Here is a 15,486-nt window from a genome sequence, read left to right as displayed (position 1 = left end):
AAATGAATAGTCCCTTAATAGCTTAATTATTAACAATAAAGTTTTTCTTATTTTGAAACTTCATTAAGTTCATTGCTCTTTTTGTCTTTTATCAACGTGTAAGCGATAGGAGATGCAACGAACAGAGAAGACATTGTGCCGAATACAACACCCAGAATCATGGCGAATGCGAAGCTGCGGATAGAATCGCCACCGAGGATGAAGATACACAGCAATACAATCAAGGTACTCAGTGAAGTATTGATAGTACGTGCCAGAGTCGTATTCAATGATTCGTTGAACAACTGCATCTTGTTGCGCTTCGGATAAAGACCGAAGAACTCGCGTACACGGTCGAAGATTACCACCTTGTCATTGATAGAGTAACCGATAGCTGTCAGGATGGCACCGATGAAGGTCTGGTCGATTTCCAGAGAGAACGGCATCCAACCCCAACAGATAGAGTAGGCACCCAGGATGATGATAGTGTCACATGCCAGTGCGGTTACTGAACCGATACTGTATGCAATATTGCGGAAACGAATCAGGATATAGATACCGATGGCAATCAATGCAAGTACAACAGACCAGATGGCTGATACCTTGATGTCGTCTGCGATACTCGGACCTACCTTCTGAGAACTGACGATACTGCCACCCGTATGGTTTTCGCGGTCGATGAAAGTTTCCAGTGTAATGTTCTGGGTCAATACAGGTTTCAGAGTCTCATACAGATATGCCTCGATTTCAGAATCGATGTTGTTGCCTTCTTCTTCAATGCGGTAGTTCGTGCTGATACGTACAGTCTTACCGTCTGTACCGATAGCAATAACGCTTACATTGGCATCACCGAACTTGCTGGAGATAAGTTCGCGGATCTGTTCCGGTTCCACTTTGTTCTCAAACTGTACCTTGAAGTTACGTCCACCAGTGAAGTCGATGCTTTGGCTCAAGCCACGGATAGCAAGGAAAGCGATACATACAACTACGGCAGCTCCGGTGATGCTCAACCACAGTTTGTTTCTGCCCATGAAGTCGAAGTGTACGTTCGCCATCAGGTTCTTGGAAATCTTGGAAGAGAATGTCAGGTTCAGCAGTTTGTCTTTGCCCATGAAATAATCATAGAACAGACGTGTCATGAACACGGCAGTAAAGAACGAAATCAAGATACCGATAATCAGAGTGGTGGCAAAACCACGGATAGGGCCTGTACCGAAGTTGAACAAGATGATACCGGTGATGATAGACGTTAAGTTGGAGTCGAAGATAGCGGAGAATGCGTTGGCATAACCGTCGGACAAAGCCTTCTTCACGCCCTTGCCTGTACGCAGCTCTTCTTTGGTACGTTCGTAAATCAATACGTTGGCATCCACAGCCATACCCAGTGCCAACACCATACCGGCAATACCGGACATTGTCAAGGCTGCTTGGAAAGAAGAAAGGATGCCCAGCGTGAAGAATAAGTTCAGAACCAGAGCGCCGTTGGCCACCATACCTGGAATGAACCCGTACATGGAGCACATGTAAATCATCAACAGAATCAATGCCACGATGAATGACATGATACCGGCGTTGATGGAAGCTTGTCCCAATGAAGGACCTACGATATCTTCTTGTACGATGTGTGCAGGAGCCGGCATTTTACCGGATTTCAATACATTCGCCAAGTCTTTTGCTTGTTCAGGAGTGAAGTGACCGGTGATTTGTGAGTTACCGCCGGTGATTTCATTGTTTACGTTCGGTGCAGAGTAAACATAGCCGTCCAGTACAATAGCGATACTCCTGTTGATATTCTGTTTGGTGAGCTGAGCCCAGCGGCGTGCACCGTCAGTGTTCATAGACATACTTACGGCTGGTTTACCGTAGTGGTCGTACTCGTCTTTGGCATTTACTACTACATCACCTTCCAGCGGAGCTTTGCCGTTACGTTCTGTAGAACGGATTGCATAAAGTTCGAAAGTTTGGGCTTTCGGATCGTATTCATAAGGAGAAACACCCCATTTCAAACGTAAATCTTTCGGCATTTCAGCCTGGATTTCCGGCATGGAGAGGTATTTGTTGATTTCGGCAGTATCCTTATAGTTGGCATAAGCTACTACCGGACCTTGACCGCTTGGGTTGACTTGCAATATAGCGAGCAGAGGATGTTCTTTCTTTATCTGTGCAAGGTCTACAGCTTGTGTCTTGCTCTCGCCCTTTAAAGCAGCGGCAAGACTGTCGGCTGTGCTGGTAGCTTGTGTTGCGGCAGGAGTTTCGGCGGCTGCGTTGTCTGCCTCTTCTGCCGGAGTTTCGCTTGCAACGATGGCACGCAACTTGTTGTCGGCAGCTTGCAGATAGGGAGTAACGTCTTTTGCAGTGTATGTTTCCCAGAATTCCAGATTGGCAGAACCTTGTAGCAATTTTCTTACACGCTCAGGCTCTTTGATACCCGGAAGTTCCACCATGATACGTCCCATTTTGTCTTCCAGACTTTGGATATTGGGCTGAACTACACCGAAACGGTCGATACGGGTACGAAGTACGTTGTAGGAGTTCTCAACAGCTGCCTTTACTTCTTCGCGCAATACTTTCTCGACTTCGGCATCGGTAGACTTCTGAGTTACTTTGTCTTTTAATTGTTGGGTTGCGAACAGTTGTGAAAGAGGAGCACCCGGAGCAATATTGTGATACTCTTTGACGAACAAGGTGATAACGTCATCCTGACTCGTGGTAGCTTGTTTGGCGGCAGTGGCCAATGCTTGGTTGAATGCTTCGTCAGTCTTGTTGTCAGCCAATACTTTGATGACATCGGGTACGGAGACTTCAAGGATGACGTTCATACCGCCCTTCAAGTCCAGACCTAAACTGATTTCCATCTCACGACATTGTTTCAGCGTCCAATTGCCAAAATACACTTTCTCATTAGCTAGAGAATCGAGGTAGTCCTGCTCTACTTTCACATCGCCTTTTGCAAACTCTTTAGCCTTATTTGTGTAATGGCGAGTCACAAAAGAAAAGGAAAGATAGAACACACACACCAGTGTGAGCAATATCGCAAAAACCCTTACAAATCCTTTGTTTTGCATGTTACTTTTAGTTTATTATGATTATTTTTAATTAGATTCTGTTGCATACAAGGCTGCAAATATAGCTTTTTTTTCACAAATCTTACTTCATACCGCGATTTTTTAACATCGGGTCTAATTGAGGTTCAGCACCTCTGAAGTTTTTATAGAGAGTCATCGGTTCTTCGCTGTCTCCTTTTTCCAGAACATTCTGGCGGAAAAGGTCGGCTGTCTGCTTGTCGAAGATGCCGTGTTCTTTGAAAGCTTCGAAGGCATCATTGTCCAGAACATTGGCCCATAGATAGCTGTAATAGCCTGCTGCATAGCCGCCGATAATGTGATTGAAGTATGTGGTACGGTAGCGCGGCGCTATTTCAGGAATCAGTCCCAGCTTGTCCATTGCTTCTTTTTCGTATGCTACGGCATCAATGCTTTTCGTATCAGTCAGGTTATGCAGATTCATGTCGAGGATGGCGGCTGCCAGCAATTCGGTAGTAATGAAGCCCTGGTTGAACGTTTTCTGGTTCAATATCTTTTCAATCAGGCTGTCGGGGATGACTTCACCGGTTTTGTAATGCTTGGCATACATTTTCAGCACTTCGGGTTCGGTGGCCCAGTGTTCGTTGATTTGTGAAGGAAGTTCCACAAAGTCGCGCACGACATTAGTACCTGAAGTGCCTTTGTACTGGCATCGGGTCAGCAGTCCGTGCAGGGCATGGCCGAACTCATGGAACAGGGTTTCCACTTCGTCAATGGTCAGCAAGGAAGGAGTGTCTCCTACGGGCTTGGTGAAGCTGCATACATTGCATACCAATGGGCGTATGCTGCCTTGCTGCTCGCGGTAATTGCTCATCCAGGCACCACCGCTCTTGCCGGGACGGGGAAAATAATCCACATAGAAGATACCCACTTGTGATCCGTCTGCGGCTTTCACCTCAAACACTTCTACATCGGGATGGTAGACGGGGATGCCTTCGAGTTTTGTCAGCGTGATGCCGTAGAGCTTGTTGGCAACGATAAAAGCGCCTTCGCGTACGTTTTCCAGCTTGAAGTAGGGCTTTATATCTTCTTCTTCGAGGTTGTATTTCTCTTTACGCAGTTTCTCGGTGTAGTACCACCAGTCCCATGCTTCCAGTTTTTCTCCTTTGCCTTCTTTGTCCATCAGCTTTTGCAGTTCGGCTGCTTCGGCTTTTGCCTTGGGGAGTGCATAGTTCCACAAGTTGTTGAGGAATTCCATCACGGTGGTGGAGTTCTTTGCCATTGTATTGTCCAGTACAAAGTTGGAGTAGCAGTCAAAACCCAGCAGTTGTGCCTTTTCAAGTCTCAGGCTTACGATGTCGGCAATGATTTTCTTGTTATCGTTCTTGTCATTGTTGTTGCCACGGTTGATGTAGGCTTTGTACATCTGCTCGCGTAGCGGGCGGTTGGCTGAATATTGCAGGAAAGGCAGGCGGCTTGCATTGTGCAGGGTGAACAGCCATTTGCCTTCTTGTCCGGTGGCACGGGCTTCGGCCAAGGCACTTTCGCGGAACCATTGGGGAAGTCCGGCGAGGTCTTCCTCTTTTCCTACATAAAGCTTGAAGTCATTGTTTTCGTTCAGGATGTTGTTGCTGAACGTGATTCCGAGCGTGGAGAGCTGCTTGTTGATTTCGCGCAGGCGGGCTTGTTTGTCGGCCGGAAGATTGGCACCGGAACGGACAAAGTCCTTATAAGTCTTTTCCAGCAGTCTTTGTTGCTCACGGGTCAGGCCGAGAGCTTCTTTCTGATTGTAGACAGCATCTATTTTCTTGAAAAGTTCCTGATTGAGCGAGATGTTGTCTTCGTGCTCAGCCAGTGTCGGAGCCAGTTTCATGGAAAGGGCTGTCAGTTCATCGGTAGTTTCGGCTTCGGTCAGATTGAAGAATACACCGCCTACACGGTCCAGGGTGGGCGAACTTTTGTCGAGGGCAACAATGACGTTTTCGAAAGTGGGGGTTTCTGTATTGTCAATGATGGCTTGGATATTGGCATTCTGCTCTTCTATACCTTTCTGGAATGCAGGTTCATAGTGCTCCAACTTGATTTTATCGAATGGAGGCACACCATTGGGGGTTTGAAACTCGGTAAGAAACGGATTGTTTTCCGTCCGGGTGGCACAGGAGTACATCATACAACTTGCAGCTAAAGTTAGAATACATTTTTTGAACATTGTTTTCTAAAGTATTAAATGTTAAGTATTAATTCTCAATTCTTCTTGGTGATATAACACCATATCGGATAGTGGTCTGAATCCTTGATGGAGCGGTCTACTGTACAATTGTAGGCTTTCAGGTTCTTGCTGGCCAGTATGTTGTCTATCCGAAAATAGAATTTGTTCTGATTGTAGGAAATTCCTAATCCCCGTCCCGATTCGGTGAATGCATCATCCAAATCTTGGGCGATAGTACGGTGAGTATAGGAGATGGGGGTATCATTAAAGTCACCACATACAATAATACTAGGATGTGGTGAAGTTGTTATTTCGTGTGCGATTGCATCTGCTTGCGGAGCGCGGATGGCCGATGCTTCTGCCAATTTGCGTATGAGCAGGCGCATACCGCTTTTCACCTTTTCCTTTCCAGGGGATTTCAACATGTTTTCGTACACGGCTTTGTCAGCTTTGGTCAGTTTGTTGGACTCCAAGTGATTGTTGATGAGGGTAACTGTGTCCTCTCCTATTTTTACTTCATAGAGTACCGAACCGTTGTACTCGCTGGAATAATCCAGTACGCGTGCCGAGAGAATCGGATACTTGGAGTAACATGCTATCTTGTTGGTGTGTCCTTTTTCCCTGCCCACCGTGTTGATGCGGTGATATGGATATGCCTTGAGTTCCCGTTCCACATCTTTTTGCGAAAGGTGCCGGGATGATTCCGTCGTGGAGTATTCTTGGAGGCAGAGGATATCGGCATTACTTTCTTTTAAATAAGTCAGTATGGGATTCTTGCCATTCTGCTTGATGGCGCCGTCAAATCCCATGATGTTGTAGGAGAGTAATTTGAAACTTGTTTCAGGCAGCTTGTCTGTATGAAAGTTGATGGGTAGATAAGTGCGTATTTGTGAATAACAAAGTAGTAATCCTATCAAAGGAAGCAATGCGGTTCTGTAACGCTGGATGACCAGCCAAAAGATGAAGAAACTTATATTTATCACCAGGAAAACGGGAAATGTCAGTCCCAGGCACGACTGCACCGGATGTGTGACCGGCTGGATGTGCGGACTGTAGGCGGTAAACAGCAGCAAGCCCGTAAACAAGGCATTGACCGCCAAAATCAGGAGGGCGACAAAATTACCTAAATGCTTCATTATAATAGTTGAAAATTGAAAGGTGAAAACTGAAAATAAGAGTAGCGGTTATTTTCTTATTTTCCACTTTCCGTTTTCCATTTGTTTAACGTTTACTCGCGTCGAACAAGCTTTTCTTTTCCTCCGTAGTAAGGCTTTCGTATCCCGATTTCTTTAATTTGTCGAGAATGCGGTCTATCTCGTCGGATTGGGCTTTTTTCCGCGCGTTGTAATCATAATCTTTTTGTTTACTGGTACCGTAGTGTACTTTCATTTTCGGCTTTCGGGGTTTGAAGCTAACGATGGAAACCAAGACATCCAGGCATTTGTTTATCCATGAGGTCAGGTCGCTGCCTTTGCTGAGGCTGGCGGCAAACCAGAACCCAGCCAGCGCACCTCCTAAATGTGCGATGTGTCCGCCGGCATTACTGGAGGTGATGAACAGCAAATCAGTACCTATAACAATCAGTGCCAGGTATTTCAGCCGCATGGTTCCGAACAGCAGCAGCCGTATCGGATAGTTGGGCTCGCGATAGGCGGTGGCGGCTACAATGGCAAGTACGGAGGCAGAGGCGCCCAGCATGAACGAATAGTCTGTCATGGGACGGAAATACGGAAAAATGTTATAGGCGGCAATATAGAGCAAACCGCCACAAATTCCTCCCAGAATGTATACACCCCGCAGATGTTTTGCAGAGAAGAAACTCAGGAACAGTGCACCGAACCAGTAAAGCCACAGCATATTGAAAAGAATGTGCATGAATCCTGCATGCATGAACATATAGGTCAGTAGTGACCACGGTTGCAGGATGAAGCGTAGGATTGATGCCGGCAGTTCCAACCATTCGAATACGCCTACTATGCTCCGGTTGAACAACTGGAACATGACTTCGGTTAGCGTAGTGAGTATGAATACCGCTACATTGATGTAGATCAGTTGGATATAAATATTCCCCCTGCGGAAGTTTTCTTTCAAATCAGTTATAATAGTAGCCATTTCCTCTGTTCTTTTTTCTCCAGTACATAATCAAGATAAAGCCGAATACCATACCACCCAAATGTGCAAAGTGGGCCACGTTGTCTCCTGCGCTGTTTGCAAATCCGGCATAAAGCTCAATCAAGGCATATCCGATAACAAAATATTTGGCTTTGATGGGAACCGGTAGCGGGAAGATGAACATCTGTTGGTTGGGGAATAACATGCCGAATGCCAGCAGAATGGCATATACTGCGCCCGAAGCTCCTACGGTAGTCATCATGTTGAGATATTCTTCCATCGGGATGATGGCCATGCCGGTATTCACGCTGTCGTAGGCAGAAAGCACTGTCTCGTAATGAATGTACTGTACCGCTTCCTGGATAATTCCGGCTCCCATACCACATACAAGATAGTAGAACAGAAACCGTTTTGGGCCCCATACCTGCTCCAAAATACGTCCGAACATCCATACGGCAAACATGTTGAAAAACATGTGCGTGAATCCGGCGTGCATGAACATATATGTTATTAATTGAGCAGCATTGAACTCTTCGGCAAGGAAAAAATGCAATCCTAAATATTGAGCGAGATCGATGCCGTAGCTTTGGGCGACAATGGTGCCCAGAAACATCAGCACATTAATGATTAAGAGGTTCTTGGTTATAGTAGGTATGGTATTCATAATCTGTTGTTTCAATTCATTTTATGGTTTAAAAACAGTTGCCTGTCTTTGCTTTCTCCGGCAAAAATACGAATAAATTCTGTTCTATAACAGAAAAAGCAAATTCTATTCCTTCTTTTTCGCTGTTTTCCAATGTTTTTTTATGTTTTTATTTGATATTCAGAAATATTGCTCTATTTTTGTAGAGGCTTGTACTGAAAAGTGAAAAAATATTTTGTGTAACATATTATTAATTTTGAGTATTATGAATAAGGCGGAGCTTATTGGCGCTATGGCAGCGGAGTCTGGTTTGTCAAAGACGGATTCAAAGAAAGCATTGGATGCATTTACCGCATCAGTCACTAAGGCGATGAAAGCCGGTGATAAAGTATCATTGGTTGGTTTCGGAACTTTCAGTGTGGTGGAAAGAGGAGCACGTATGTGTATCAATCCCTCTACTAAAAAGCCTATCGAGATTGCTGCAAAGAAAGTTGTTAAATTCAAACCGGGTGCGGAATTGACAGCTGAATAGATAACAGTATACTCAACATACAAAGAGGGGACGTTTTGCAAAGAGCGTCCCCTCTTTGTATGTTGAATATCTTGTGGGTCAATAAAAACAAGCCTGCTTGTTTTGTACTGATTTTGGTTTACGTTATCTTTGCACGCAGGAAAATACATTTGAATCATGAATATAGAACAGAAACTGGTAGCGTCCGTCATCGGCGGACTGAAAGCGCTTTACGGGCAGGATGTTCCTGCCGCACAAGTGCAGTTGCAGAAAACCAAGAAAGAATTTGAAGGACACCTCACGTTGGTGGTATTTCCTTTCCTCCGCATGTCCAAGAAGGGACCGGAGCAGACGGCACAAGAAATCGGTGAATACTTGCAGGCAAACGAACCTTCGGTTGCTGCATTTAATGTCATCAAAGGCTTCCTGAACCTGACCATTGCCTCTTCCGCGTGGATAGAATTGCTGAATGGCATTCATGCGGACAAGCAGTACGGCATCATGGCTGCTACTGACAGCTCTCCGTTGGTGATGATTGAGTATTCTTCTCCCAACACCAACAAACCGCTCCATTTGGGCCACGTACGCAACAATCTTTTGGGAAATGCGCTGGCTAATATAGTGGCTGCCAACGGCAATAAGGTAGTAAAGACCAATATTGTCAATGACCGTGGAATTCATATCTGCAAGTCCATGTTGGCATGGCAGAAGTACGGCAATGGTGAGACTCCCGAATCATCCGGCAAGAAGGGCGACCACCTGATTGGCGATTACTATGTTTCTTTCGACAAGCACTACAAGGCGGAAGTGAAGGAGTTGATGGCGAAGTTCCAAAGCGAAGGCATGAATGAGGAAGAGGCCAAGGCAAAGGCGGAAGCCGAATCTCCTTTAATGAAGGAAGCCCGTGAGATGCTGGTGAAGTGGGAAGCCAACGACCCCGAAGTACGTGCGCTTTGGAAGAAGATGAACGACTGGGTGTATGCCGGTTTCGACGAGACTTACCGCATGATGGGCGTGACTTTCGATAAGATATATTACGAGTCGAACACTTACCTTGAAGGGAAAGAGAAAGTGATGGAGGGCCTGGAGAAAGGTTTCTTCTACCGGAAAGAAGACGGTTCCGTGTGGGCGGACCTCACGGGTGAGGGGTTGGACCACAAACTGTTGTTGCGTGCGGACGGTACATCCGTCTACATGACGCAGGATATAGGTACTGCCAAACTCCGCTTTGCAGATTATCCCATCGACAAGATGATTTATGTAGTGGGCAACGAACAGAACTACCACTTCCAGGTGCTTTCTATTCTGCTCGACAAGTTGGGCTTTGAATGGGGAAAAGGCTTGGTGCATTTCTCTTACGGCATGGTAGAACTGCCCGAAGGCAAGATGAAGAGCCGCGAGGGTACCGTGGTTGATGCTGACGACTTGATGGCGGAGATGATTGATACAGCCAAGGAGACCAGCAACGAACTGGGCAAACTGGACGGTCTGACGAAAGAAGAGGCGGACGATATCGCCCGTATCGTCGGTCTGGGTGCCTTGAAGTACTTCATCCTGAAAGTGGATGCCCGCAAGAACATGACATTCAATCCAAAAGAGTCCATCGACTTCAATGGCAATACGGGCCCGTTCATCCAATATACTTATGCACGTATCCAGTCTGTTCTGCGCAAGGCAAAAGAGGCCGGTATCGAAATCCCTGCCCAGTTGCCTGCCGGCATTGAACTGAGTGAGAAGGAAGAGGGACTGATACAGATGGTTGCCGACTTTGCCGCTATTGTGAAGCAGGCAGGTGAGGATTACAGCCCGTCCATCATTGCCAACTATACGTATGACCTTGTGAAGGAATACAACCAGTTCTACCACGACTTCAGCATCCTGCGTGAGGAGAACGAAGCGGTGAAGGTATTCCGCCTTGCGTTGTCCGAGAATGTAGCCAAGGTGGTACGTTTAGGTATGGGCTTACTGGGAATTGAGGTGCCGGATAGGATGTAAGTTTGGTTGTTGAAAAACATCTTATCTTTGCCACTGCCGATGATACGGAATGATGTGTTAGGGCGGGGCGAAGCCGGAAGAGAGGTGTAGCAAGTCGTTTTGCTGCACCTCTCTTTATTATTGTTTGCTTATCAAGATAACCAGAAGGAGTACCAGTATTCCTGCCAATAGCAATGTGTTTCCCCACCTCACGATAAAAGCTGGTTTTTGCTCGATAATACGGCGCACTTTGTCACTGTGGCAATCGTTTTCGTTTGTAAAATTGCTGTGGTTGTTTTCCTTTAATTTTTTAGTCATGAGTTCCCTAGTTCCAATTGGTTCTTAATCAGGTTGTAGTACGTCCCTTTCTTTCGGATTAGTTCGTCATGTGTGCCGGTTTCCGATATTCTTCCTTTGTCTAACACCACTATTTGGTCGGCATGCTTCACGGTACTTAGGCGGTGGGCAACGATGACGGTAGTTTTTCCTTGGTAGAATTTCTGCAAATTGTCCACTATCAGTCGTTCGTTTCCGGAATCCAGGGAATTGGTGGCTTCATCAAAGAACAAGAAGGCCGGGCTCTTGTATACGGCTCTGGCTATCAGGATACGCTGTCGTTGTCCTTGGCTGATGCCTTGTCCGTTGGCACCTATGACGGTGTCGTACTTCAGTGGCAGTTGTTCCACCATTTCCGTGATGTTGGCTATTCGGGCGGCAGACAGCATACGTTCGTAATCTATCTCTTCATTGTCTAAAGCGATGTTGCGCGCTATTGATTCGGAGAAGATGTAACCGTCTTGCATGACCACTCCGCACAAGCTGCGCCAGAATCGGAGGTTTATCTCGTTCAGCCGATGCTCACCTATCAGGATGTCGCCCGATGCGGGCGGATAGAATCCTAATAATAGTTTCAGCAACGTGGTTTTTCCGCTGCCGCTGGCACCCACGATGGCCGTCACTTTCCCGTTGGGGATTCTTAGGCAGATATCTTCGAGAACTTTGAGGGAATGAGAGCCGTTGTAGCTGAACGTCACGTTTTTCAATAGGATGTCTTCCCGGCTGCAATGGAAATCGATTACCTTCCGATGTGTGTTCTCGTTTTCTTTCAGGTGAACCTCGTTGATTCGTTCTATGCTGAGCCGGACATCCTGCCAGGAGTAGATGAAGCGCATCAGTTGTTCTATCGGGACATTCAGCTGGCCGATGATATATTGTATGGACAGCATCATTCCCAAGGTGAGCTGCCCCTCTATCACTGCGGTTGCCGTCACGATGGTGATGAGGATGTTTTTCACCTCGTTGATAAAGAGGCTTCCTCCCTCTTGCGTCTGTTGCAGTTTCATGGAGGCAATGTTGGTATGGAACAAGTCGGCTTGTGTGTCTTCCCATTCCCAGCATTTGCGTTGTTCGCAGTTTTGCAATTTGATGTCCTGCATACCGTCTATGATTTGGATGGTCTTGTTTTGTCTTCGTGCATAGAGGTCGAAGAATTCGTAGTCCATGGCCTTGCGTTTTTGCAGGAAGGTACAAATCCACAATGCATATATCAGGCATCCGCCTGAGAAGATGGCGAACACGGCGGTGCTGTAGTAAAGCAACACCCCGCCGAATATGAGGAAACTGAAGACGGAGAACAGGGTATTCAGCGTCTGGGCGGCCATGAACTGTTCGAGGCGCTGGTGGTCGTTGATGCGCTGCATCAAGTCTTCTTTCAGTTTGGTGTCGAAGAAGGACATGGGCAGTCTCATCAGTTTCAGGAAGAAGTCGGACAGCAGAGTTATGTTGATGCGTACGCTGATATGCAGCAACAGCCACCGGCGTATGAAGTCGACCGAAGTCCTTCCTATGGTCAGCATCAGCTGCCCCAGCAGAATCAAGTAGATGAGGTTCAGGTTCTTTCCGTTTATTCCCTTATCTACCACTGCCTGCGTCAGGAAGGGGAAGAGCAACTGTAGTCCACTGCCGATGACCAGTCCTGCAATCAGTTGTCCGAACAGGCTCTTGTAGTCTTTCAGATAGCTCCAGAGAAAAGACAATGAACGTTCCGTGCCTACTTCCTCTTTCAGCGAGTGGAAGACGGAGGTGGGTTGCAGCGCCATCAGTATTCCTTTTTCGCCTTGCATTCCTTCGCCGGGTGTCCATGCCTTGCGGAAAGCCTCTTCGTCTAAGGCAAGCAGGTACTTCCCCGGATCGGCGATGTGGAATTTCAGTTTGCCTTTTCGGTCTCTTTCCACGCGGTGCAACACCACGAAATGTTCTTGGTTCCAGTGCAGGATGCACGGAAAAGGATGCTGTTCCACCAGCTTCTCTACGGTCATTCGTCCGCAGACCGTCCGGAAACCGATTTTGACGGCCGCTTCATTTAAGCTCAGCATGGACACCCCGTTGTGGCCTACGGTGCATATCCGGCGCATGGCTTCGGCAGAGTACATTTTGCCGTAATGACGGGCTATCATGCGGAGGCAGGTGGCTCCGCACTCCATGGCGTCCGGTTGCTTGATGTGGTGGAAACGGGGCTTGAATATCATCAATATATAATTAAGTTATTTCACCCCTATGCCCTGCAATTCTCTATCATCATTATTGAACTGCTTTTTCTGTCTCCACTTGTTCTGCACCTTGTTCTTGAAGGTATATGAGGCACCTATTGAGAAGGTGGGGGTGCGGTCTGTCAGGTAATTGGCCTTGTATGAGGTGTACCCTTCGTCCTTCACCCACGACTTCGACCACATGCCGGTTCCTACGAAATATTGTCCCATCACATAGACTCTCCAGTTCTTGGGCAGATTCCATGAGAGGTTGGCATTGCTGTAGGGTGTCCCTTCCGATTTGGTGGTGTAGCCGTAGCTGGCGGTCGTATAGCCCATGTTCAGCGAGAGCGATACCTGCTTGTAGTATAGATAGGCATTCATATTGAAGTTCCACAGATCTGCGTTGGCAAAGGTCATTCCTTTCTGATATCTTCTCTCGTAGTAGGCGCTCATGCCTATGTTGCCGAAAGGCAAGTTGTAGTTGGCCGAGGTTCCCGCGTTAAGGAAGTTGGCACACAGGAGGTTCCGGTAAGACTGGATATAGATGTTGTCTTTTAGCGTACCGACGGCATTAATCAGCTTCGACGAATAGCTGTAGGAGATGTAAGGCTCAAGGAACAGGCTTTTGTAGCTGAGTTTGTAAGAGAGCCGGACCTGATCTTGGAAACTGGGTCTCAGATACGGGTTACCCTGATTGATGAGCAAACTGTCGGTAGAGGTGTTGCGCGGGTTCAGCATGCTGAGTGTCGGGCTGTAGCGATGGCGCCGGTAGCTCAGGTTCAAGTTGTGTTTCTGATTGAACTTATAAATTAGTGCCACGGAGGGAAGCACGTCTATGTAATGGTTCTTTACCCCATCCGCTTCGGTGAAGAGCATGTCCATCCCTATGGAAAGCAAATAGAAGAACTTGCCTCCCGAACGGTTGTTGTTGAAGCCGACATACAGGTATTCTTGCCACTTCTTGTAGTTGTACACCGGAAAACAATCTTCCTTGTCGTCTATGTTGGTGCTTGAATAAGAAGTGTTGGAGCCGGCTGTGAGGGAGTATTTGCCTTGTATGAGGTTTGTGTAGTCCAAATCCAACTTCCCGTAGTGCCGGTCGTTGATGTAGTCTATCAGGTTATGGTATTGGTAGAAATCGTTATGCTCCTGCTGCTCCCCGATGGAACCGGAATAGCTGTAGGAGTAGTTTCCGGTGGCCTCCAGCGACTGATGCTTGCTGAAGGAGTGCTTGTAATAGAGATAGGCGGTGGCCAGATGGTATTTGTTGTCCGACTGGTTGTAGACTGTGGCATCCGACTGTTTCTGTTCGGAGGCATATTCCACGTTTCCTTGTCTGTGGCTTTCGGTGTCCGAGGGGTTACTGATGTATTTCAGGGCAAAGGCGGCATAGTTCTTGTCCGAAAAGATGCGGTCTCCCCCCAATGCTGCGTAGTAGCTGTTGGCGCTATAGAGTTGCTCTCCGGAGAATTTGCGCCTGATGTCCCCCGATTGGCTTTCCGAATACTCATTGCTCTTGGTATCGGAGAAGTAGAAACTCTGGAGATTCAAGTATAGGGACGACTTGGCATTCCCCAGTTCGGCTCCCCCACCTGTCACTCCATACCGGTAGGTGAGGGCATGGTTTGCATAAATATTTCCGTTGACATAGGTAGGGGTAGCCACGCGTTTCAGGTGGATGTTCAGGATGGCAGTCACGCCCTCCTCGCCTAAGTAGCGTGCATCCGGTACGTCTATAATCTCCACGGACTCTATAATCTCGGGATTCATCACGTTGATGTAACCCGGTCGATTGACCCCGTCTATCAGAATTATGGGAGATTCCCCCGTGAGCAGTTTGATGTTGCGTTCGATGGGGTTCACCACCAGTTTGGGTACTTCCAACAGTGCATCGTAAGCAGTCTTCGCCTTCTTGGCATGTTCGGACAGAAAGAAGGTGGTACTTCCCGCACTACTGTGTACGATGTTGCGCTTGTCGCCTGTCACGGTCACCTCTTTCAGCTGCGTGGCATCTTCCTGCAGTGTGAACTGGGGCAGGCGCACGCTTCCTGTCAGCTTGAAGGGGTGTTCTATTTTCTTGAATCCTACCATGGACACGCGGCAGACATAGTCTCCTGCCTGTAGGCCTTTTACGGAGAAGTCGCCCTTCTTGTCGGTGATGCTGCCCCCCACAAGTGTGTCGGCTTGTATGAAATATACGGTACAGCCTTGTAGCGGCGACTTGTCTTTGTCTTTCACATTGCCGCTTACGGTGATGGCGGTCGTTTGCGCATGCAGCAGCGAGAGGCTGCACACGATGGCTGAGATAAGAGAGAGAATACGTTTCATCGGTATCATGTATTGATTATTGATTTAAAGTGGCGTAAATATACGCATTCACTACTGTCCAATAAAAGTTAGCTAATCGGTCTTTGAAATTATTGAAATACAGTCTTTTAAGCAGTCCTTTAGAATGAAACGGATTTGAATTCGTAGCTTAGCGGTCAAATTGAAGGCCGCTTATG

The 15,486-nt window shown here is 47.2% G+C and carries 9 protein-coding genes; 2 read left to right on the top strand and 7 right to left on the bottom strand.

What is annotated here, in order from left to right:
• Positions 1–47: 47 nt before the first annotated feature.
• The 5 genes from secDF to HU824_RS13495 form a co-directional block, all read right to left on the bottom strand.
• A complete protein-coding gene (gene secDF / locus HU824_RS13515) occupies positions 48–3,044 on the bottom strand; it encodes a protein translocase subunit SecDF (RefSeq protein WP_176469121.1) in 2,997 nt (998 codons plus the stop codon).
• An 82-nt stretch (positions 3,045–3,126) separates the two neighbouring features.
• Complete coding sequence (locus HU824_RS13510) at positions 3,127–5,211, bottom strand: M3 family metallopeptidase (RefSeq protein WP_136010042.1); 2,085 nt, start codon at positions 5,209–5,211, stop codon at positions 3,127–3,129.
• 35 nt (positions 5,212–5,246) lie between these two features.
• Positions 5,247–6,347 carry an endonuclease/exonuclease/phosphatase family protein gene (locus HU824_RS13505; protein ID WP_136010043.1) on the bottom strand — a complete coding sequence of 367 codons (1,101 nt, stop codon included), beginning with the start codon at positions 6,345–6,347 and terminating at the stop codon, positions 5,247–5,249.
• A gap of 85 nt (positions 6,348–6,432) precedes the next feature.
• Entirely contained in the window at positions 6,433–7,323 is an 891-nt protein-coding gene (locus HU824_RS13500) for a rhomboid family intramembrane serine protease (RefSeq protein WP_176469120.1), read from the bottom strand.
• On the bottom strand, positions 7,304–7,987 hold the full coding sequence (locus tag HU824_RS13495; RefSeq protein ID WP_168354310.1) for a rhomboid family intramembrane serine protease: 684 nt from the start codon (positions 7,985–7,987) through the stop codon (positions 7,304–7,306). Before HU824_RS13495 ends, HU824_RS13500 begins: the two co-directional genes overlap by 20 nt.
• A 244-nt stretch (positions 7,988–8,231) precedes the next feature.
• On the opposite strand from HU824_RS13495, the gene HU824_RS13490 reads away from it, so the two are divergent.
• Both HU824_RS13490 and argS read left to right on the top strand, forming a co-directional pair.
• A complete protein-coding gene (locus HU824_RS13490; RefSeq protein WP_136010045.1) occupies positions 8,232–8,498 on the top strand; it encodes an HU family DNA-binding protein in 267 nt (88 codons plus the stop codon).
• A gap of 156 nt (positions 8,499–8,654) precedes the next feature.
• The gene (argS, locus tag HU824_RS13485) at positions 8,655–10,472 is read left to right on the top strand and encodes an arginine--tRNA ligase (protein WP_176469119.1); all 1,818 of its coding nucleotides are present in this window, start codon (positions 8,655–8,657) and stop codon (positions 10,470–10,472) included.
• A gap of 293 nt (positions 10,473–10,765) precedes the next feature.
• Here the strand turns inward: argS and HU824_RS13480 are convergent, their stop codons facing one another.
• A complete protein-coding gene (locus HU824_RS13480) occupies positions 10,766–12,979 on the bottom strand; it encodes a peptidase domain-containing ABC transporter (RefSeq protein ID WP_136010047.1) in 2,214 nt (737 codons plus the stop codon).
• A 15-nt stretch (positions 12,980–12,994) separates the two neighbouring features.
• A complete protein-coding gene (locus HU824_RS13475) occupies positions 12,995–15,319 on the bottom strand; it encodes a TonB-dependent receptor (RefSeq protein WP_217994203.1) in 2,325 nt (774 codons plus the stop codon).
• Positions 15,320–15,486: the final 167 nt, after the last annotated feature.

The organism is Bacteroides sp. L10-4, from assembly GCF_013373675.1.
In the GTDB taxonomy this organism is placed as follows: Bacteria; Bacteroidota; Bacteroidia; order Bacteroidales; family Bacteroidaceae; genus Bacteroides; species Bacteroides muris.
This window is presented reverse-complemented; position numbering and strand designations above follow the sequence as displayed.

Bases quoted from the DNA above. Each gene is read 5' to 3' on its own strand.
- secDF (WP_176469121.1), bottom strand. From the start codon at position 3,044: ATGCAAAACAAAGGATTTGTAAGGGTTTTTGCGATATTGCTCACACTG.
- HU824_RS13510 (WP_136010042.1), bottom strand. From the start codon at position 5,211: ATGTTCAAAAAATGTATTCTAACTTTAGCTGCAAGTTGTATGATGTAC.
- HU824_RS13505 (WP_136010043.1), bottom strand. From the start codon at position 6,347: ATGAAGCATTTAGGTAATTTTGTCGCCCTCCTGATTTTGGCGGTCAAT.
- HU824_RS13500 (WP_176469120.1), bottom strand. From the start codon at position 7,323: ATGGCTACTATTATAACTGATTTGAAAGAAAACTTCCGCAGGGGGAAT.
- HU824_RS13495 (WP_168354310.1), bottom strand. From the start codon at position 7,987: ATGAATACCATACCTACTATAACCAAGAACCTCTTAATCATTAATGTG.
- HU824_RS13490 (WP_136010045.1), top strand. From the start codon at position 8,232: ATGAATAAGGCGGAGCTTATTGGCGCTATGGCAGCGGAGTCTGGTTTG.
- argS (WP_176469119.1), top strand. From the start codon at position 8,655: ATGAATATAGAACAGAAACTGGTAGCGTCCGTCATCGGCGGACTGAAA.
- HU824_RS13480 (WP_136010047.1), bottom strand. From the start codon at position 12,979: ATGATATTCAAGCCCCGTTTCCACCACATCAAGCAACCGGACGCCATG.
- HU824_RS13475 (WP_217994203.1), bottom strand. From the start codon at position 15,319: ATGATACCGATGAAACGTATTCTCTCTCTTATCTCAGCCATCGTGTGC.